At 63.3% G+C, this 20,142-nt stretch carries 20 protein-coding genes, 1 rRNA gene and 1 riboswitch; of the genes, 8 read left to right on the top strand and 13 right to left on the bottom strand.

Annotated features, from left to right (window positions below; translation table 11 throughout):
• The 8 genes from CH286_RS16475 to CH286_RS16440 form a co-directional block, all read right to left on the bottom strand.
• Window positions 1–744 carry an ABC transporter permease gene (locus CH286_RS16475; RefSeq protein ID WP_037154589.1) on the bottom strand — a complete coding sequence of 248 codons (744 nt, stop codon included), beginning with the start codon at window positions 742–744 and terminating at the stop codon, window positions 1–3.
• Window positions 741–1,520, bottom strand: coding sequence for an ABC transporter ATP-binding protein (locus CH286_RS16470; protein WP_032378929.1), 780 nt, complete (start codon window positions 1,518–1,520; stop codon window positions 741–743). Before CH286_RS16470 ends, CH286_RS16475 begins: the two co-directional genes overlap by 4 nt.
• Entirely contained in the window at window positions 1,517–2,452 is a 936-nt protein-coding gene (locus CH286_RS16465) for an ABC transporter permease (RefSeq protein WP_094609785.1), read from the bottom strand. Before CH286_RS16465 ends, CH286_RS16470 begins: the two co-directional genes overlap by 4 nt.
• A complete protein-coding gene (locus CH286_RS16460) occupies window positions 2,449–3,480 on the bottom strand; it encodes a TIGR03842 family LLM class F420-dependent oxidoreductase (protein ID WP_037154594.1) in 1,032 nt (343 codons plus the stop codon). The genes CH286_RS16465 and CH286_RS16460 overlap by 4 nt, the downstream gene beginning before the upstream one ends.
• 3 nt (window positions 3,481–3,483) lie before the next feature.
• Window positions 3,484–4,905 carry a dihydropyrimidinase gene (gene hydA / locus CH286_RS16455; protein ID WP_032402903.1) on the bottom strand — a complete coding sequence of 474 codons (1,422 nt, stop codon included), beginning with the start codon at window positions 4,903–4,905 and terminating at the stop codon, window positions 3,484–3,486.
• Window positions 4,905–5,744 (bottom strand): nitrilase-related carbon-nitrogen hydrolase, encoded by an 840-nt coding sequence (locus CH286_RS16450; protein ID WP_197914655.1) that lies wholly within the window; start codon window positions 5,742–5,744, stop codon window positions 4,905–4,907. Before CH286_RS16450 ends, hydA begins: the two co-directional genes overlap by 1 nt.
• 119 nt (window positions 5,745–5,863) lie before the next feature.
• Window positions 5,864–7,381, bottom strand: a complete 1,518-nt coding sequence (locus tag CH286_RS16445; protein WP_094609784.1) for an ATP-dependent DNA ligase — start codon at window positions 7,379–7,381, stop codon at window positions 5,864–5,866.
• Window positions 7,382–7,510: 129 nt separating this feature from the next.
• The gene (locus CH286_RS16440) at window positions 7,511–9,088 is read right to left on the bottom strand and encodes a carboxylesterase/lipase family protein (RefSeq protein ID WP_094609783.1); all 1,578 of its coding nucleotides are present in this window, start codon (window positions 9,086–9,088) and stop codon (window positions 7,511–7,513) included.
• 98 nt (window positions 9,089–9,186) lie between these two features.
• Here CH286_RS16440 and CH286_RS28235 point away from each other — a divergent pair, with 98 nt between their 5' ends.
• The 6 genes from CH286_RS28235 to CH286_RS16410 all read left to right on the top strand — a co-directional run bounded on the left by CH286_RS28235 (window position 9,187) and on the right by CH286_RS16410 (window position 14,781).
• Window positions 9,187–9,828, top strand: a complete 642-nt coding sequence (locus CH286_RS28235) for a hypothetical protein (RefSeq protein ID WP_255182680.1) — start codon at window positions 9,187–9,189, stop codon at window positions 9,826–9,828.
• A 118-nt stretch (window positions 9,829–9,946) separates the two neighbouring features.
• Entirely contained in the window at window positions 9,947–11,344 is a 1,398-nt protein-coding gene (locus CH286_RS16430) for a sugar porter family MFS transporter (RefSeq protein WP_094609782.1), read from the top strand.
• A gap of 64 nt (window positions 11,345–11,408) precedes the next feature.
• Window positions 11,409–11,508, top strand: a riboswitch (TPP riboswitch).
• Complete coding sequence (locus CH286_RS16425; protein WP_032378937.1) at window positions 11,502–12,224, top strand: TenA family protein; 723 nt, start codon at window positions 11,502–11,504, stop codon at window positions 12,222–12,224. (Overlaps the previous riboswitch by 7 nt.)
• Complete coding sequence (locus CH286_RS16420) at window positions 12,221–13,234, top strand: ABC transporter substrate-binding protein (protein WP_037154609.1); 1,014 nt, start codon at window positions 12,221–12,223, stop codon at window positions 13,232–13,234. The genes CH286_RS16425 and CH286_RS16420 overlap by 4 nt, the downstream gene beginning before the upstream one ends.
• Window positions 13,212–14,048 (top strand): ABC transporter permease, encoded by an 837-nt coding sequence (locus tag CH286_RS16415; protein WP_032378939.1) that lies wholly within the window; start codon window positions 13,212–13,214, stop codon window positions 14,046–14,048. Before CH286_RS16420 ends, CH286_RS16415 begins: the two co-directional genes overlap by 23 nt.
• Window positions 14,041–14,781: an ABC transporter ATP-binding protein gene (locus CH286_RS16410; protein ID WP_094609781.1), complete on the top strand. Its 741-nt coding sequence runs from the start codon at window positions 14,041–14,043 to the stop codon at window positions 14,779–14,781. The genes CH286_RS16415 and CH286_RS16410 overlap by 8 nt, the downstream gene beginning before the upstream one ends.
• A gap of 48 nt (window positions 14,782–14,829) precedes the next feature.
• Here the strand turns inward: CH286_RS16410 and CH286_RS16405 are convergent, their stop codons facing one another.
• Both CH286_RS16405 and CH286_RS16400 read right to left on the bottom strand, forming a co-directional pair.
• Complete coding sequence (locus CH286_RS16405; RefSeq protein WP_094609780.1) at window positions 14,830–16,107, bottom strand: LCP family protein; 1,278 nt, start codon at window positions 16,105–16,107, stop codon at window positions 14,830–14,832.
• A gap of 20 nt (window positions 16,108–16,127) precedes the next feature.
• Window positions 16,128–16,784: an FMN-dependent NADH-azoreductase gene (locus CH286_RS16400; RefSeq protein ID WP_052077590.1), complete on the bottom strand. Its 657-nt coding sequence runs from the start codon at window positions 16,782–16,784 to the stop codon at window positions 16,128–16,130.
• A gap of 65 nt (window positions 16,785–16,849) precedes the next feature.
• On the opposite strand from CH286_RS16400, the gene CH286_RS16395 reads away from it, so the two are divergent.
• Entirely contained in the window at window positions 16,850–17,212 is a 363-nt protein-coding gene (locus CH286_RS16395) for a helix-turn-helix domain-containing protein (protein ID WP_032402910.1), read from the top strand.
• A gap of 15 nt (window positions 17,213–17,227) precedes the next feature.
• Here the strand turns inward: CH286_RS16395 and CH286_RS16390 are convergent, their stop codons facing one another.
• Window positions 17,228–17,548, bottom strand: a complete 321-nt coding sequence (locus tag CH286_RS16390) for a hypothetical protein (protein WP_032379500.1) — start codon at window positions 17,546–17,548, stop codon at window positions 17,228–17,230.
• A 230-nt stretch (window positions 17,549–17,778) separates the two neighbouring features.
• Entirely contained in the window at window positions 17,779–18,549 is a 771-nt protein-coding gene (locus CH286_RS16385) for a hypothetical protein (RefSeq protein WP_032402911.1), read from the bottom strand.
• 186 nt (window positions 18,550–18,735) lie between these two features.
• Here CH286_RS16385 and CH286_RS16380 point away from each other — a divergent pair, with 186 nt between their 5' ends.
• Window positions 18,736–19,020 carry a GNAT family N-acetyltransferase gene (locus CH286_RS16380; protein WP_037154620.1) on the top strand — a complete coding sequence of 95 codons (285 nt, stop codon included), beginning with the start codon at window positions 18,736–18,738 and terminating at the stop codon, window positions 19,018–19,020.
• 1,025 nt (window positions 19,021–20,045) lie between these two features.
• Here CH286_RS16380 and rrf read toward each other — a convergent pair.
• Window positions 20,046–20,142 (bottom strand): 5S ribosomal RNA (gene rrf / locus CH286_RS16375); the annotation flags it as partial.

Here is a 20,142-nt window from a genome sequence, read left to right as displayed (position 1 = left end):
CTAGGTACGACGGCGGGACACGAGCTTCTCGAGCAAGAGAACGACCAGAAAGAAGAGCAACCCGACTGCGATGGCACCCACGACGTAGGCCCATGCCCGGGGGTAAGCGGTGTTCGCAGCGGCGGAGGTGATCCGCGACCCCAAACCGTTCTGCAGTCCACCGAAGTACTCGCAGATGATGGCAGCGATGACAGCATTCGGAGCCGCAACCCGCAACCCGGTGAAGATGTGTGGCACCGCGGACGGAAGGCGAACGATGCGCGTGAACTGCCAGCCGCCGACCGCATACGATGTCATCAAATCCTGATGCACCGGCGATACCTGACGGAGTCCTTTTGCCGCACTGACGAATACCGGAAAGAACACGACGATGGTCACGACGAGGCGGCGGGGTAGATCCGTGGTCGAGGAGAACATCGAGTTGAACACCGGAGCGAGGGCGACGATGGGAACCGCTGCGGCACCCGCCGCCAGCGGAGTGAGAAGCTCGTCGACGATGCGAAGGCGAACGGCCACCATCGCTGCGACAAGACCGAGTACCGATCCTGCGATCAGTCCCACCAACGCATTGGTTCCGGTTGCCACACTTGCCGATCCGATGTTGCCGACGTTACGAGCGAACTGCTCGGCAATCGCACTCGGTGAGGGAAGGAGGAACGACGGTACCCCGGCGACGACGGTCAGCAGCTGCCACAATCCGAGCAGGACAACGCCGAACACCACCGGCGGCAGCCAGACCTTCATCGGAGATCCGCACCGCGAATTATGCGCCCGTGCAGCGCATCCCGAACCGAGGTGATGGCAGCGAAGAAACCCGTCGATTCACGTGGGTCACCGTCGGAGTCGAACGTGTCGATCGTGAGCGTGTCCACGATCCGGCCCGGCCTGGGCGACATCACGACCACTCGATCGGACAGATACACCGCTTCGGGAATGGAGTGGGTCACGAACACCACCGCTGCACTGGACTCCTCGGCTATGCGCAACAGATCGTTCTGCATCTTCTCGCGCGTCATCTCGTCGAGAGCGCCGAACGGTTCGTCCATCAGCAGCAGTCCGGGCGTTCGGGCCAATGCACGAGCGATCGCCACGCGTTGCTGCATGCCGCCGGACAACTGACTGGGAAAGCTGTCGGCAAAATCGGTGAGTCCCACGAGTTCGAGCAGTTCGCGTACCCGTTCCGCGCGTTCTCGTTTGGACACCTTGTGCAGCTCGAGCGGCAACGCAACGTTCGACTGTACAGTTCGCCAATCGAGCAGCCCTGCCTGCTGAAATGCGATGCCGTACTTCTGTTCGACACGAGCTTGCCGTGCCGTCAGACCGAACACCGACACCGCACCGGAGGTGGGTTGCTCGAGATCTGCGATGACGCGAAGCAGCGTCGACTTGCCGCAGCCGGAAGGGCCTATCAGGGATACGAATTCGCCGGGAGCGATCGACAGCGACACATTGTCCAGCGCTGTCACTCCCCCATCGAACGTCTTGCCGACACTCTCGACGTCAACGGCATGCACGGTCATGAATCCGCCCTTCGCGCAGGAGTACGGCCCGCATATCGACCCAGCGCGATATCGAGCAGGGCCACCAATCCGGTGACCACGAGTCCGAGCACCGCTGCACCCAGAACAGCTGCGTACAGACGAGACGCGTCACCTGTCGCCTGTTGCGAGAACACGATGATCTGCCTGCCGATACCGCCGGTGGTTCCGGTCGAGATCTCGGCAACGACAGCACCGATCACAGCGGCCGCGGCAGCCAGCCGCAGAGACGGGATCAGGTGCGGCACCGAGGCCGGGAGCCGTAGCCGCAGAAGCGTGGTCCACCATCCGGCCGCGTAACTGTGCATCAGATCCAGGGATGCCCGGTCGGGTGCACGTAGGCCGCGCAGCATCCCCACCGCCACCGGGAAGAACGCGAGATACGACGCGATGACGGTGATACTCATCCATGGCTGCCAGGCGTACCCGCCGATGGCGATCTTCCCGCCCCAGCCGGCGACGAGCGGTGCCAGCGCAATCAGCGGCACCGTCTGGGAGACGATCACGTAGGGCAAGACGGACCGCTCCACCCACACGAATCGTTGCATGGCCACAGCCAGCACCAGTCCGACCACCGCCCCCAGAACGAATCCGAGCACCGCAAGGCCGAAAGTGAACAGTCCGCTCGAGACGATCGCAGCGCCGACACTGCGTGCCCCGGCAACGTTCACCTCCGGCTCGGTCAGCGCCGCCAGCACCGACCACACATGCGGCAGAGCGCCGTCGTCGGTGCGCGGCAACACCCGCACACCGCCGACACTCACGCCGTTCTCGGGGACGAGCACTTTCACCAGCTCCCACAACACCAGAAGCAACACGATTGCGGCCACCGCCATGACCGGTCGACGAAGCCCTCGCGCCGAGCGGGCGGGAGTAGGAGCTACCACCGCCGCCTGATCGAGAACACCGGTCACGACGTAGCCGTCACGGACTTGCGGATCTGCGGAATGATGCTCTCTCCGTAAGCCTCCAGCGTCGCAGCCTTGGCGTCGTGCTGGAGGTAGACCGAGAACTGGTCGACCCCGAGTGCCTCCAGCTCCTTCAGCTTGGCGATGTGATCGGCCGGGGTGCCGAGCAGGCAGAACCTGTCGATCACCTCGTTCGGAACGAATTCTGCGTGCGAGTTTCCTGCTCGACCGTGCTCGTTGTAGTCGTACCCGGTACGCGCTGCGATGTAGTCGGTGAGTGCCTGTGGAACACCACCGCCATCGCCGCCGTAACGCGAGACGATATCGGCGACATGGTTACCGACCATCCCACCGAACCACCGACATTGGTCGCGGGCATGTTCGAGGCCGGCCTCGGTACCGTCGGTGACGTAGGCGGGCGCTGCCACACAGATCGAGATCGAATCCGGATCGCGGCCCGCCTGCTCGGCCGCGGCACGCACTCGACCGATCGTCCAGGCAGCAATATCCGGATCGGCCAACTGCAGGATGAAGCCGTCCGCTACCTGCCCGGTGAGCTCGAGGGCTTTGGGTCCGTACGCCGCCACCCACACCTCCAGCCTCGAGTGCTCTGCCCACGGGAACTGCACTGTCGTCTCACCGACCCGGGCACTCCGCCCGTTCGCAAGACTGCCGATCACCTCGATCGACTCTCGAAGCGCAGCAAGCGTTGTCGGCTTACCGCCGAGAGCGCGAACCGCGGAATCGCCACGGCCGATACCGCACACCGTGCGATTGCCGAACATGTCGTTGAGCGTCGCGAATGTCGATGCCGTCACCGTCCAATCGCGCGTAGCCGGATTGGTGACCATCGGGCCCACCGTCACGCGCCTCGTCGCGGCCAGAATCTGGCTGTAGATGACGTACGGCTCCTGCCACAGCAAGTGCGAATCGAAAGTCCATACGTGCGAAAACCCATGTGTCTCGGCCTGCCTGGCCAGATCGATCACACGGGACGCCGGCGGATTGCACTGCAGCACTACCCCGATGTCCATGGCTCAGATCAGATTCTGTGACAGATCGCGGCGGACGAAGCGGCCGTGTCCCGCACTGCCGGAATAGGATCCGCCGTCGACGATGATTCGCCCGCGAGAGATCACAGTGTCCACGTGGCCGTCGATCTCGAAACCCTCGTACGCGGAGTAGTCCATGTTCATGTGATGGGTCTTGTCGACTCCGATGCTGGTGTGCCCGTTCGGATCGTAGATCACGATGTCGGCATCGGCTCCGGGGCTGATGACGCCCTTCTTCGGGTACATCCCGAACATCCGGGCCGGGGTGGTGCAACAGACGTCCACCCACTTCTCCAGGGTGATCTTCCCGCTCTTCACACCCTGGAACATCAAATCGATCCGATGCTCCACCGAGCCGATTCCGTTGGGAATCTTGGAAAAATCGCCGATACCCATCTCCTTCTGGTCCTTCATACAGAACGGGCAGTGGTCGGTACTGACGGTCGCCACGTCACCGGTGCGCAGGTAGCGCCACAGTTCGTCCTGATGCCCCTCGGCCCGCGACCGCAGAGGCGTCGAGCAGACCCACTTGGCCCCCTCGAAACCCGGCGCACCGAGTTGTTCTTCCAACGACAGATAGAGATACTGCGGACACGTCTCGGCAAATACGTTCTGCCCGTTGCCCCGAGCCTGCGCAATCTGCTCGAGAGCCTGCTTGGCCGATACGTGCACGACGTACAACGGCGCGCCGGTGACGTCGGCCAGCATGATGGCTCGGTGCGTCGCCTCTTCCTCCAGCTGCCACGGCCGCGACGTGCCGTGGAAGTACGGAGCCGTGTCTCCGCGGGCGATCGACTGCGCCACGAGGACGTCGATGGCAATGCCGTTCTCCGCGTGCATCATCAGCAGTGCACCCGTTTCGGCCGCAGACTGCATGGCGCGCAATATCTTGCCGTCGTCGGAGTAGAAGACGCCCGGGTACGCCATGAAGAGCTTGAAGCTGGTGACACCCTCGGAGACCAACTCGCTCATCGCTTTCAGTGAATCGTCGGTGACGTCGCCGATGATCTGATGAAACCCGTAGTCGACGGCGCACTTCCCCGCAGCTTTCTCGTGCCACTGCGCCAGAGTGTCCTGTACGCGCTGGCCGGGAGTCTGAATCGCGAAGTCCACGATGGTGGTCGTACCGCCCCAGGCCGCTGCGCGTGTTCCGGTTTCGAAGGTGTCGGATGCGAACGTGCCCCCGAACGGCATCTCCATGTGGGTGTGCCCGTCGACCCCGCCCGGAATCACGTACTTGCCGGTGGCATCGACGACGATGTCCGCTGAGGTCTTCAGGTCCGCGGCCAGTGACACCGAGCCCGGAGCCAGCACCGCGACGATGGTCTCACCGTCGATGAGCACATCCAATTCCTGTGCGCCGGTGGTGGATACCACGATTCCACCGTGCACGAAGGTGGTGGCCATCAGGGTTGCACCAGTGGGCCGTAGGCGTCGGGTCGGCGGTCACGATAGAAGGCCCATCGGTCGCGGACCACCTTGATCAAGTCCATGTCCAGGTCTCGAACGATGATCTCGGACTCGGAATCCGACGCTACCTCGCCGACGAATTTGCCCTCGGGGTCCACGAAGTAGCTGGTCCCGTAGAAATCGTCGTCACCGTATTCGGATTCGATTCCGACCCGGTTGATCGCGCCCACGTAGTACTCGTTCGCGACGGCAGATGCGGGTTGCTCGAGCTTCCACAGGTAGTTCGACAGTCCGCGCGACGTAGCCGAGGGATTGAAGACGATCTCGGCACCGGCAAGGCCCAACGCCCGCCAACCCTCGGGAAAGTGCCGGTCGTAACAGATGTACACGCCGATTCGGCCGACCGCGGTGTCGAACACCGGCCACCCCAGGTTTCCGGGTCGAAAGTAGAACTTCTCCCAGAATCCGTTGACATGGGGAATGTGGTGCTTTCGATACTTGCCGAGATAGGTGCCGTCGGCGTCCACCACCGCGGCGGTGTTGTAGAGAAGGCCGGGCTGCTCCTGCTCGTACACCGGCAGAATCATCACGATGCCGAGCTCTTTCGCCAATGCGGCGAAGCGGTCGACGGTGGGCCCGGGTACCGATTCGGCGTATTCGTAGAACTTTGCATCCTGCAGTTGGCAGAAGTACGGACCGTAGAAAAGTTCTTGGAAGCAGACGACTTTCGCGCCTTGCTCGGCGGCGGACCGAGCAAACCCCTCGTGTGCCGCGATCATCGATTCTTTGTCACCGGTCCACTTGCTTTGGACCAGTGCAGCTCGAACTGTGGACATCATTGGCACTCCATATCTCGCTGGCTTGCACCCTCAAGATATTTTGCGCCGTGTTACGGGATCGTTCGTGCGGTTTCGTACGTATTAATCGTCGGCGGTGCGCAGAGGTGGGATGCTGATCAGTTGGACTTCGGCAGCAGCGCGCGAACCGCGTCGATGGTGTCGGCGGTCGCCAGGTTCTTGTCGGGTCGGTATCGCAGTACTCGCGCGAATCGCAGAGCAACGCCGCCCGGGTAGCGCGAGCTGACCTGCACGCCGTCGAGCTCGATCTCGACGATCAGTTCGGGGCGCAGGTACACGGTGTGCTCGTCGCGCTCTCGCTCATGTTTGGGGAATTCGTCGGTCTGCCATTGCAACAGAACGTCGGTCAGGCCCTTGAACGTCTTGCCGACCATGATCGGGTCACCGCCGTCGGGATCGCGAGCCCCGAGGTGCAGATTCGACAGGTAACCCGTGCGGCGGCCGTACCCCCACTCGGCTCCGAGGACGACGAGGTCGAGGGTGTGCTCGGGTTTGACCTTCTGCCAGCTCTTTCCGCGGCGGCCTGCGGCATACGGTGCACCGAGAGCTTTGAGCATGACCCCCTCGTGCCCGGCGTCGAGTGCGGCATCGAAGTGGGCCGCTGCTTCGTCCGCATCTGGCCGAACGGCACTGGGAATTCGGTGCCCCGGTGCTACCCGGTCCAGTGCGGCCAGGCGCTGCTCCAGCGGGGCATCGAGCAGGTCCACACCGTCGAGGTGCAGGCAGTCGAAGAAGTAGGGCTGCAGAAGGAGCTCGTGTGCGCTCTCGGCACCGAACCGACTCATCGTTTCCTGGAAAGGCCTGGGGCGCCCGCTGTCGTCGAGCGCGAGGGTCTCCCCGTCCAGGACCACGGAATCGCACGGCAGCTCGAGAACGAGTTCCACCAACTCGGGCACACTCGCAGTGATGTCGCGCAGAGTTCGCGTGTAGATGCTCACGTCGGTTCCGGAACGGTGCACTTGAATACGAGCGCCGTCGAGCTTGTATTCGACGGTGACATCACCGTTCAGCTGCTCCCACGCCGCGCGAAGAGATTCTGCGGGCGAGGCCAGCATCGGGCGGACCGGTCGTCCCACCTCGAGCCGGAACGCGTCCAGCGCCTCGACGCCACCGGTGATCGCGGCAACCGCGGTGGCGGACAGGCGCCCCGAGAGCATGAATGCGCGACGCACCGGAGCCTGCGGAAGGTTCGTGGCGGCAGCGACCGCGTCGACCATGATTCCCTCGAGCGCCCCCTGCCGAAGTTCACCGGTGACGAGCCTGATCAGGAACTGCCGCTCCTCGGCGGTGCAGCGTGAGAACAGGTCCGTCAACAGCGCTACTCGCCGCGCGGCCGATCCCGCCCCCGACGTCGATGCGACCGCGGAGATCGCGTCGTCGACCTCGGTGACCGTCAATGTCGAGGCTTCGGCGGAGGTGACATCGAGATCGGCCAGAGTGCGCCAGCCGACTCCTATTCGCCCCTGCCGCAACTCCCCCGACAACCACGACACAGCGGGTTCGATGTCACCGGCCTCCGCCTCGGCGAGCAGTGCGCTCAGCTGCTCGATCTTGACCTTGCGCGAGCGCGTCGCGGCCACGGCACGGGAGGCTTCGACAATCCTGGACATCAACACTCACCGAACATAACTGCAGCCACCGTCAGGTTGCTGACATCCAATTGTTACCGCTGAGACTCCTGCGGCTGGTGTTCTTGCTGTTACGTTCGATTCATGCCTGTGGAGCGACCAAAGGCAGGCGACGTGTCAGCTGAATCCCAGCACACGGTCGCCCCAGGCAGCGCGCATGTCGCCGTCGGGGTCCTCGACAAGGGCGTCGGACGTGTCGATCACCAACGTCCATCGCGTTTTTTCGGTGTACGGAGCCCAATGCTTGGACGCATCCAGCGCAGCGGGCACGCCGTACCGTGCGAAAGCGAGCCACCGTCTCTGCATCCGCGCCGCCACCGCCATCGCCGGTTTACGGCCGCCGAGCCAGAACGTGGGGTCTCGGTTCAGTGTCCCGAAGTTGCCGAAGACGTACGGCAGTTCGGTTGCGTGTCCGGCCCCCACGCGAGCGGCCTTGAGCATCGGCGTCGCGTGATCGAATCGGTACATCCACGTCGGCGAGTGCCTGCTGTGTGCGTCGGCGATCCACATGCTCGGCATGACGAATCCCGCATCACGCGACATAGCTTGCGCGCCGGCCGGTTTGTCCCTGTCCGGGTACGCCGCCATGATCTCGGCGACGCGATAGGCCGGCAGATCGGCGTGATCGTGGGCAATGGCCCGGAACATCTCCGAGACGGTGTCGGAGGTGATCGGCATCAGCGGGGACTTCATGAACCGAAAGATCGACGGCTCGTCGTGGTTGGTGCCGATGATCAGTGGGATCTTGTGCGAGAGGCCCTTCTGGAACGCCGCCACCGGGTAACGCGGAACGATATCCCCATCCACGACCGGCGAAAGACCCAGTGTTCCAGGAACTCTCGTGGGAATTTCGTAGCAGAGCGTGTCCCCCGCAGTGACCAGCCTACTGAAATGCATGTCGAACAACTCGCCGATGTCTTCCCTGGCGACACCCACCAGTTCCAGGAATCTCGACGCCACTGCGGCACCTCGATCGGGGCCGTACACCGACGTCGCAGGAGCACTCTGCACGATCGCTTGCTGAAACAGGCCCTCGGCCTTCGGAGACGTCATCAACGTGGTGACCGATGCGCCCCCGGAGGATTCACCGAACACAGTGACTCGATCGGGATCGCCGCCGAACGCGGCGATGCATTCGCGTACCCATTCGAGTGCTGCGATCTGGTCTCGCAGTCCGAGATTGGTCTCGAAGGTGTGCTCGTCGGTGGAGAACGACGAGAGGTCGAGGAACCCGAAGGCACCGAGGCGGAAGTTGACGGTCACCACCACCACGTCACCGTTCTCGCTCAGGTTCCGCCCGTCGTACACCCGCTGAGCGGACGATCCGAGCGAGTACGCGCCGCCGTGGATCCACACGAGTACCGGACGTTGCTCTCCGTCGGGCCGGGGTGCCCACACGTTGAGCGTGAGGCAGTCCTCGGAGATCGACAGCGACGGATCGATCGGCACCGGACTGTCGCGACCCTGTGGTGCCATCGCGCCGAACTCGAGACCGTCGAGCACTCCGGTCCACGGCTGCAGCGGCCGCGGCGATCGGAACCTGAGCTTCCCCACGGGCGGTGTCGCGTAGGGAATACCCCTCCACGCCACGATCGGCGATGCGTCGACGGCGACCGGATAGCCGAGGACGTCGCCGTACGGCGTGCTCACACACACGGTGGAGCCGGACGCGGTGGAGTCGGACGCGTTGCCCATCGAGCCTCCTGTTCGGTCGCTGCCCAACGTACCAACATCATCCCTGGGCTCGGCGACGCTACGTTCGGCGTCGACGCCCCCGAGCGAAGGAATCGACCATGAGAAGAATCGGATGTGCCGCAGCGGCAGTCGTGGCGGTCGGTCTACTGGCCGCCTGTGGTTCCGGTGGAGGCGACGGGCCGATGGCGACGATCGTCACCGACCGCCCCACCCCGATCACCGCGCTTCCGACCACGCCCCGCAGTACGCCGTCATCCACACCTGCTTCCACGACGCCGCCGACGTCCACCACGGCAACGCCGACGAGTTCGGCAGCGACTCAGGCCAATTCGACGGACTACGCCGGCAAAGCACCTGGCTGGTACTACTTTTCGAGCCCCAGCGGAAAATTCGAGTGCGGTATCGCCGTGCTGAACACCTCGATCGCCGGTTGCCACGGTTCGTTACCCGATTCGGCACCGAAGGTTCCCGGCAGTGGCGCTTCGGGGACTGCGGTGAAACCCAACGCAGTGCAACTGATTGCCGGATCACCGGCGAAGTTCGAGAGTCTGGGCGATCCCAAGTTCCATCGTTTCGACGGCCCCGCGGCGGCGCTGCCGTACGGCGAGGTGCTCACCATCCCTGGAAGCGGCTCGACCAACGGCCTGCAGTGCAGCGTCGACGAGCAGCTCGGGGTGACCTGTACCGATCAGGTCGGTCACGGATTCACCGTCTCGGCCGAAGATTTCGACCTTCGCTGACGGTCTCGTTCGCTCGGCAAATTACCAGGCGTAATGTCCGGGGACGGTACGACAATCCCTGCCGTACGGTCTCCCCAGCGGCCGACGCCCGTGCGCGCGGCCGGAAGGTGCGTCACTCATGAATCAGACCTCGGACCGCCACACAGCGAAGGTCATCGGCGTCAGCGTCGCCGCCGCTGTGGGCGGATTCCTGTTCGGTTTCGACAGCTCGGTCATCAACGGAGCCGTCGACTCGATCGAAGATCACTTCCTCCTCGGCTCGTTCACCACCGGATTCGTGGTCGCGATCGCCCTGATCGGATGCGCAGTGGGTGCCTGGTTCGCCGGCAGCCTCGCAGACCGTTGGGGACGCAAGAAAGTGATGCTGCTGGGCTCGGCCCTGTTCGTGATTTCCTCGATCGGTTCCGGATTGGCGTTCAGCGTCCCCGATCTCATGCTCTGGCGAGTACTCGGCGGGCTGGGCATCGGCATCGCCTCGGTGATTGCGCCTGCGTACATCGCCGAGATCGCTCCGGCCAAGTGGCGGGGAGCCCTTGCTTCGCTACAGCAATTGGCCATCACCATCGGCATTTTCGCCGCCCTGCTGTCCGACGCGCTTCTCGCGGGGGCTGCCGACGGGGCGTCCAACGACCTGTGGTTCGGCGTCGAAGCCTGGCGCTGGATGTTTCTCGTCGGCGTCGTTCCCGCACTGGTGTACGGGCTGCTGGCAACACTGATTCCGGAGTCCCCGCGCTACCTGGTGGGTCAGCATCTCGACGACGAAGCAGCGCGAGTGCTCGCCGAGATCACCGGCGAACTGCACCCCGACGAGCGCGTTCACGAGATCAGGCTCACGCTGCGCAAGGAGTCGCGTTCGTCGTTCGCCGATATCCGCGGGCCGAAGTTCGGCCTGCAACCGATCGTCTGGGTCGGCATCACGATGGCCGTGCTCCAGCAGCTCGTGGGTATCAACGCGATCTTCTACTACTCGACGACGCTGTGGCGCTCGGTCGGCTTCAGTGAGGATCAGTCGTTCACCACGTCGGTCATCACCGCAGTGATCAACGTGGTCATGACGTTCGTGGCGATCCTGTTCGTCGACCGCATCGGCCGGCGCAAGCTGTTGTTGGCGGGTTCGCTCGGCATGTTCGTCGGGCTGGTCATGGCATCCGTGGCCTTCTCGCAGTCGATCGGCAACGGCGACGACGTCACGCTGCCCGCTCCGTGGGGTGCCATCGCGCTGATCGGTGCCAACCTCTTCGTCATCTTCTTCGCGTCGACCTGGGGTCCGATCATGTGGGTCATGCTCGGCGAGATGTTTCCCAACCGCATGCGAGCCATGGCCCTCGGAATCGGTACCGCAGCCAACTGGATTGCCAATTTCGCTGTGACGCTTGCCTTCCCGCCACTGACGTCGTCGGTGGGCCTGTGGGTCATCTACGCCGGCTTCGCAGTGTTCGCCGCCCTGTCGTTCTTCTTCGTCAAGGCCAAGATCACGGAGACCAAGGGTATGGAACTCGAAGACATGCTGGGGTGAGCCGAGGACCGCAGATACAGGGGCGGCGGCATCGGCACCGGGTGACCGGTGTTACTGTCGCTTTCGTTCTGACACGGGGTGTGTCCGCCGATGCGGATGCTGAGATCAAACCCGCCGAACCTGATGCAGGTAATACTGACGAAGGGATGTCAAGGCGATGACGCCTGTTGTATCTGCGGACCCGGTCCGCTTCACCGATCTCCTCTGGGATGCCTCCGCGGACATTCGACGCGAGATCGACAATCTGGAATTCCTACGGCTTCTCGGTGCCGGAACGCTTCCGCTCGACGCGTTCCGTCGGTACCTCGAGCAGGACTCGCTCTATCTGAGCGGGTACGTGAAGTCGTTGTCCTTGCTGGCAGCACACGCACCGAACCCGCTCGCCGGGGCATTCTGGGCGAGCGCCGCCGCGAGCGCCATGGACGAGGCGTCGTCGCACGAGGCCATGCTGACCGGGGGTTCTCTCCCCTCGTCGACGGCTACGCCGGAGCCATCACCCGAGTGCCTGGGCTACACCTCGTATCTGATCGCGACCGCAGCAACCGAGCCGTATCCCGTGGCAGCTGCTGCGGTGCTGCCGTGCTTCTGGATCTATGCCGATGTCGGCCGCTCTCTCGCCGCGGCAGCGAAGGCGGTTCTCGATCGCGATCCCGATCACCCCTATGCGCGCTGGGTGGCCGCCTACGACGCACCCGAATTCCATGCCATCGTCGACGCTGCGAAGACGTTCGTGGACGACGCCGCCGCGGCCGCGACGCCAGATCAACGCGAGCAGATGATCGACGCCTTCGTCGTCGCGTCGAGATACGAACTGATGTTCTGGGACAGCGCTTTACATCCCACTCCGTGGCCTTCGGCCGAGAGTGCGGTGTACGCATGAGAACCACTCGAATCCTCGCCACGCTTGCAGCGGCGGTCGTGGCGACCACCGGACTGGCGGGATGCTCGGAATCGACCGACTCCGACACCATTCGCTTCGCCCTCGACTGGACCCCGAACACCAATCACACCGGCCTCTACGTGGCTCTGCAAGAAGGCTACTTCGCCGACGCCGGGTTGAACGTGGAAGTTCTGCCCTACAACAACACCGCAGCGGACACCCTCGTCGATGCCGGAAACGCCGAGTTCGGCATCAGCACACAGAGCTCGGGGGTGTTCGCCACGTCGGCGGGCGCCCAGACCGTATCTGTTCTCGCACCGCTGCAGCATTGGGCAACCGGCATCGGAGTTCGCGCAGATCGAGACGACATCCCGAGCCCGAAGGCACTCGACGGCAAGGTCTACGCCGGCTTCGGCGAATCCGGCGAGCAAGCCGGACTTCAGCAGGTCATCAAGAACGACGGTGGCACAGGCGAATACGAGACAGTGGTACTGGGAACCTCGGCATACGAGGCGGTGTATTCCGGTACCGCGGACTTCACCGTCTCCTACTTCGCGTGGGAGGGCATCGAGGCCGAGCACAGCGGAACCCCGATGAAGTACTTCGACTACACCGACTACGGATTTCCCGACGCCTATGCGCTCACCATCAGTGGCAACGAACCCTGGCTCGCTGCCCACCCGGACGAGGCGAAGAAATTCGTCCAGGCCCTGCAACGCGGGTACCAACTCGCTGCCGACGATCCCGACAGAGCTGCCCAGGACCTGATCGACGCCAACCCCGGAACCTTCACGGACGAGTCGCTCGTTTTCGAGAGCCAGGAAATGCTCGCGGCGAAGTACATGAAGGATCCCTCCGGCGAGGTCGGAAGACAGAGCCTCGACAAGTGGACGGCGTACTCGAAGTTCCTGTACGAGAGCGGCGTACTGGCCGATCAGAACGGCGCCCCGCTGACGACGGAGCCGGACTGGTCGACCTACTTCACCAATGACTATCTCGGCGATCGATAAGCCGGTCACCGCTGAGCGAGACACGTTCTCGTTCAGCGGGATCCGAGCCTCTGTTCGCTGGGCGTGGCCCGCGGTCACGGTCGTCGCCGCCCTGATAGCCGCATGGCAGGTCTACGTCCAGGTCAGCGGAATCCGCCCGCAGGTGCTGCCATCGCCCGGTCGCGTCGTCGTGCAGGGTTGGGCGCAGCGTGATGCGATCATCGAGAACGCGTCCGCGACCGTGCAGGTGACGCTCGTCGGTTTCGCGGTCTCCCTGGCTCTCGCCTGGATACTGGCTGTCGCGGTGGATTTCTCGCCCTGGCTCCGGCGCGCGTTCGTGCCACTCTTCGTCGTGTCGCAGACACTGCCGATCATTGCGATCGCACCGTTGCTGATCATCTGGTTCGGCTTCGGTTTGCTCCCCAAGGTTTTGGTGATCGCTCTGGCCACGTTCTTCCCGATGGCCATCGGGCTCATCGAGGGCTTCGCGGCAGCCGATCGCGATGCTCGATCTCTTCTCGTGAGCATGGGTGCCTCACGCTGGCAACAGTTTCGGTACGTACGGCTACCGTCGGCCCTCCCCCGGTTCTTCACCTCGTTGCGCATCGGCATCACCTACGCCGTCGTCGGGGCGATCTTCGCCGAATATGCCGGAGCCAGTGCAGGGCTCGGCATCTACATGAGCCAACAGAAGAACTCGTTCCGAACCGATCTGGTCCTGGCCGCAGTGGCCGTCACAGCCGTGATCAGTGTGGTCCTCTTCGTCTCCACGTTCGTGGTGGAACGATTGGTTGCTCCGTGGGCTCGCCACGGATCGGCGGGACTACATGTCTGACCCGATCACCACCGACAACTGCATCGACGTTCGCGGACTGACCAAATCGTTCGGCGACAAGCTTGTGCTCGACGGCGTTTCGTTCGGAGCGCAGAAAGGCGAGTTCATCTCGATCATCGGACCGAGTGGATCCGGCAAGAGCACGGTGTTCAACATGCTGGCCGAGCTGGACCGACCCGATTCCGGCACGGTGAACGTACCGCCGTGTGCCTACATGCCGCAAAAGGATCTGCTGTTTCCCTGGCGATCCGTGCTGGACAACACGACTCTCGGACTCGAAGTGCAGGGCGTCGCGAAGAAGGAAGCGCGAGCGCGGGCGCGGGAGCTGTTCCCGGTATTCGGCCTCGACGGCTACGAGTCGGCCAGGCCGTCCGAGCTCTCGGGCGGCATGCGCCAGCGAGCGGCGCTACTGCGCACGGTGGTGCAGGGTCGGTCGGTGCTGCTGCTCGACGAGCCGTTCGGAGCGCTGGACTCGTTGACCCGCAGTGACATGCAGTCCTGGTTGCAGCAGGTCTGGTCGGAGTTTCGATGGACAGTGCTGATGATCACGCACGACATCCGTGAGGCGGTCTACCTCTCCGATCGGGTCGTCGTTCTCTCCCCCAGGCCGGCCCATGTACGACGGCAGGTCGAGGTGCCCCTGCCCCGCCCACGCGGACTGGAGATCGTGACGACACCTCAGTTCGCTGCGGTGGAGAAGCAGCTGATGGATGTTCTGCTGAGCGCACCCTGACCTGTCCGGCGCGCGTTCAGTCGACGCAGGGCTCAGTCGACGCAGGGCTCAGTCGACGCAGGGAATGCCGCCGTCGCTGTGCACGCCCTCGTCTGGTGCCCCGGGCAGATCCTCGGTCGTATCCGGTGGGGCGATCGCGAGTGGCGGAGGTCCCGTCGTCGGGGCCGGTGCCTCGGTGATCGACGGTGTGGGCACCGGCGCGTTGCCGATCAACCGCGCAGCCTCGGCCCTGATGGAGTCGACGTCGACGAGATTGACGTCCTGACCGTTGATCGTGTCGTACCCCTTGATCGGCAGCGTGTAGAAGTCGATGTCGCCCTGCATGACCGCACCGGCTTGCCCGGCGAGCGTCATCGGATCCAACGACGCGTCGATGACGATGTCGTTCTTGGTTCCCGCCACCAGCGCTCGTAGTTCGCCGATATTCGCGAGAACACCGGAGGAGCTGAGCTTGGCCATCACCCCGGCAACAAAAGCCTGCTGCCGTCTGGTTCGATCGAGATCGCCGTTGTCGAGGCCGTGACGTTGCCGTACGAAGGACAGCGCCTGCGAGGCGCCCAGCTCTTGTGCGCCGGCTGGAAAGTTCGCCCCCGAATAGCTGTCGTCGACTGGATTGTTCAAGCACACCTGGATGGGGCCGACGGCCGTCGCCACGTCGTAGAAACCCAGGAGGTTCACTTCGGCAAAATGGTCGATCGGCACGTCGAGCAGGTTGCGGACCGCAGTCAACGTCGATCGCCGACCTGCCTCTCTCGCTCGCCGTTCACGCTCGGCCGGATCGGTGACGCCCTCGTCGAGCAACTCCGTATCGGCGTCGGCCTTGGCGAGGCCGTACGCCTCCTTGATCTTTCGCTTGCCGTACCCGGGGACGTCGACGTAATCGTCACGAGGTATCGACAACGCGGTCGCACGTCCGCCATCGGCCGGAAGATGAACCAGCAGTAGAGTATTGGTGTTGTAACCGCCGACATCGCTGTCTCCCGCGTGCAGTTCATCGGTGACGAACTCGGCGGGCAGGTCGTTTCCGTCCATGTCCTTGCGACTGTCGAGGCCGATCAACAGGATGTTGGTGTCCTGGCCGTTGCCGCCCGGATCGTTGTTCGCGATACCGTCGAGAGCGTCGGAGGTGGTCAGTCCGGTGGTCGCCTCGCGGTAGACCGCGAACCCGATGCCACTCACCGCAACCGAGGCGACCGCTGCAGTGGCAACGACGACCCGTCCGATCCGAAGCGCGAGACCACGATGACGCGACGCTGTGTGGATACGATGCCGACCCGATCCGCGGTTGCCGCGGGTGGTGTCGTTGCCTGGGCCGTTCGTTAGCACCTCGCCAGGCTACTCGGGTCCTACCTGGGCAAAGCCCCGCCCAATTTCAGAGCGAGTCCCTCGACGGCGACAAACGCAGCCTCGAGACTGGCTTGCGCCTGCGGAATCCGGGGTGCCAGCGCCGGCACTCGTGCAGCAAGCGTCAGATCGATCGGGACGAAGTGGACGTCCATCCCGAGCGCGACCCCGAGGACCTGCCGCAACTGGGCCGTGGTGTGGTCGGCCGACGCGCCGTCGGTACCGGGGGTGTAGTCGTTACCGCGGCTGGTCACCACAACAGCAGGTTTGCCGACGAGGGGTGCCGTATCGCCGTCGAACGGGACGGTGATGCCGGGAACGTGTACGTAGTCGATCCACGCCTTCAAGGTCGACGGGATCGACCAGTTGTACATCGGTGCACCGATGAGCACAACGTCCGCCGAGATCAGTTCTTCGATCAGTTCGATCTGGAGCGCCTCGGCGGATGCCTCCACATGTTCGTCGGCTGCGCGCAAGTGTGGTGCCCAGTGCAGCGCCGAAGTGGGTAGGTGCGGCAGCGGATTCAGATGCAGGTCTCGATGGATCACGGAGTGGTCGGTGCCGATCGAATGCCAGCCGTCCGAGAAGCGGGACGTCACCTGACGGCTGATCGAACGAACCGGGTCGGCAGACGAATCGAGATGCAACAACTGCGGCACTGAAACACTCCTTGTGAGTCGGGTGCTTCGAGCCTATGCGTACCGTCCGCTTCTATCCTGGTCGAATGGACTTCCGATTCGTCATGCCTGCTCTCGCCTCGCGCTCGGCCACACAACTCGCGGCCGCCGTACACAAGCGAACGGGTACGGACGTCGACGTCAGAATCGGAGATTCGGCGGTGCCACTCGACGACGCGGCACGCGGTGCTGTCCTCGAACTCCTCACCCAGCTGGCCACCGGCCGAGCAGTGGCAATCGGAACGGTGGACGAGTTACTCACGACCTCGCAGGCCGCGGCAGTACTCGGGGTCTCCGATACCTACGTCAGACGGTTGGCCGATGCGGGCGACCTACCTATCGAGATGCGCGGAACCCATCGACGATTCAGGCTCGAAGATCTTCTGCGGCAGCGCGATCGGTTCAAGTGACATCGTCGTGGAACATCAGCCGGCCTCACGCTCGATGTGCTCGGACTGGACGGTCATCAGATCACGAAACGCCTGCCCGGCGGCCATCCACAGTTGTTCGGAGTCGATGTAGTCGACTCCGCGGATCTCGACGTCACCCAGGTACGCTCCGACGTCCACCGACAACATTCCGATGACCGACGACACGTCGGCGTCGAGGTACGCGGACTGAGTGTTCTGCAGCTCGCGAAACTGGGCCGAGAAGAACTCGGCTGGGATTCTTCGATCGACGAACTGCGCGATGAGGAACAGGAAACGGGACGCGTGGGCTGTACCTGACCGGTAGGAATGCTCCATGGTGAATACCTCTCCCCACGGTCGACAGCACCCCTCGCACTGTCGACCGTTGAGCTCGCTGATACTCCGATTTCGATGTACGAACGAACTCTCGAACATCGATTCGACCCAGTGGCTAAAACAGGGAGCTCGTCCTACCAGCGCTAGATTAATCCGACCGTTGGCCCGTTTATGGCCGATGGAACAATTTGGTGAGGAATCACAACGAAGCCCGTCCGGCCTGCCGTTCTCTACTGAAACGATCCCAGCGGAGCGCGATCCGGAGTGTCCAACTGCCAGAACTGCCAGCCGTCGCGCTCTTCGACATCTCCGCTGATATGGGTGGCGACGGCACTGGCCGCGACGGACGGGTTGTCGAATCGTCGACCCTCCATCGGCCCGGCAGTGATCTCCAGTCGCTGGGTCTCGGGGTCGTAGCGGCCGCTCAGTCGATAGCCCTCGCAGTCGGCGACGACTCGCACACGGTTGTCGACGACTTCTTCCTCCACTGCGGCTTTCGCCGATTTGCGGGGTGCCTTCACCCGTGGGGTACGAACCCACGTCTGCTCGGGACCGACATCGAGCGTGGTGTCCAACGTGGAGCTCAGCCCCAACAGGTCCCACCGCTCACTGCCATGCGCCACCCGGTCCACCGCGATGGCGTGATGCCCAGTTCTGGTTCGAAGAGGCGAATCCTGAACCCACAGATCGACTTCTCCGCGAATATCGGTCGCCATCTCTTCCGACGACACCATGTAGAAGCGCGGCTCTTCGTTCGCAAGGTCGACGAACACCCAATACGACGATCCGGTGTCGTCGCTCTCGAGCGACTCGTCTTGCCTGCGAGCCTTCCAGTCCCCGGTCACTTTCGATCGCACTCGAACGATGCACGAGGACTTCCCGTCCATAGACCAGACCTGCACGGGGTTACGGCGAGACGTGGTCAGCCGCTCCGCACGTCCACCGCGCTGAGCGACGGTTCGAATGAATGCTTTGATTCCCCGGTCGGATGTGTCTTCCACGGATTGCCACCTTCAGCCTCGAGAGCGCCCCGTACTTATGAAGAGCGGTGTTGCGACGGGTGGCGCTTGCACGACTCGGTTTACCTCACCCTACTGCTTCGACCCACGCTCGAGTAACCGCCGAACACCCCGTCGGACGAGTGCCGGTTACGGTGAACAGAGCGAACTCGGCCAGGAGGTACCACCATGCAGGTGACGATCACGCACGACACTGCCGACAACCGGTTCGAGATCCACGTCGACTCTCAGCTGGCCGGCTATTCGGAGTACCTCGAATCCGACGGCGTCAGAACGTTCCATCACACCGTCACGCTCCCTCGCTTTCGCGGTCGAGGACTCGCAGCCACACTCACCGAGCACGCACTCGACGACACCAGCACGCAGGGACTCCGGGTGGTCCCTGCGTGCTGGTTCGTCCGCGACTTCATCGAGGCGGCGGGCGATCGATATTCCGATCTGGTCGAACATTGAGCCTCAGCTCATGGACGAGAACGTCCCGACGCGAAGGTGGGACTCGGAAGTCGGAACATCGCCGTCATTGGATGCCCCTTCGTCGACAACCCCAGCTTCTCGTGAGTTCCCTTCGCTAGCAGTCGGTTCCGATGCCCTTTCCGCCGCGACCCGACGCCGCTCGTAGTTCCGGACACCACGCTCGACCCGTTGTCGATGTTCGTTCAAGATTTGTTCGTAGTGGTACATCTGTTCTCCTACAACAAGTATGGATGCCGAACACAGAGATGTTCTGCGCGGCGAGGAATTCGAAGGGTGTCACATCACCTTCGGACCGAAGCTCTACTCAGAGAGCGTAATTGGCAATAATCGCAAACCGAGTGCAGACGACTCGTCGGCTTGCGTACTTCGATTCTGCTGCCATTGTCCACCTCCACGGTCTCTACGATGTGCCTGTGTCATGATCATGCACGGCCTGAGCCGCGAACTCCACCGAATTAATTCATCCGGTAGCGGGGACTGGGCAGTTGTCTCGAATGTCATTGCACGATAGATGATTTCGAGTGGGCATACAGGTCCGTCCGCGCTCAGCCTTACGATCGACGCTGCCGGCGTGCGATCTGAGCAGTGGAGATTCCGACACTGCCGAAGGCACAACCGTCGGATCCAACGTGTGCAGGTCGTCGCAGCTGCGTGTGCGTGTGTGTGTCAGGCGCGCGGGGATTGGCGTTCATCGGTGTGGCGAACCTGCACGCGTCTGGCGAATGCACTCGCGTTTGTCAGACGCTCACGGATTCGTCGGCGATTCCGCTCGCGCCTGACGAACGCGAGCGCGTTTGCCGAACTACTTCGCTGGGTTAGCCGGCGGAGTCTCGATCTGTTCGCTCCGATATGCAGTCTTCGGACATCGCACAAAATCGTGAGACATGGATGTTCGACGCCCGGGGAATCGGATGGGGCATCACACTCGAATACGTTGTGAGGGTAATAGTTTCGAAATGCGTAATGCCCCCGACCGTGAGGTCGGGGGCATTACGGGATGTTGTGTTCGGCGGTGTCCTACTCTCCCACACCCTGTCGAGTGCAGTACCATCGGCGCTGGAGGGCTTAGCTTCCGGGTTCGGAATGGGACCGGGCGTTTCC

Origin of the sequence: Rhodococcus sp. WWJCD1, assembly GCF_002258735.1 — a bacterium.
Lineage (GTDB): Bacteria > Actinomycetota > Actinomycetes > Mycobacteriales > Mycobacteriaceae > Rhodococcoides.
This window is presented reverse-complemented; position numbering and strand designations above follow the sequence as displayed.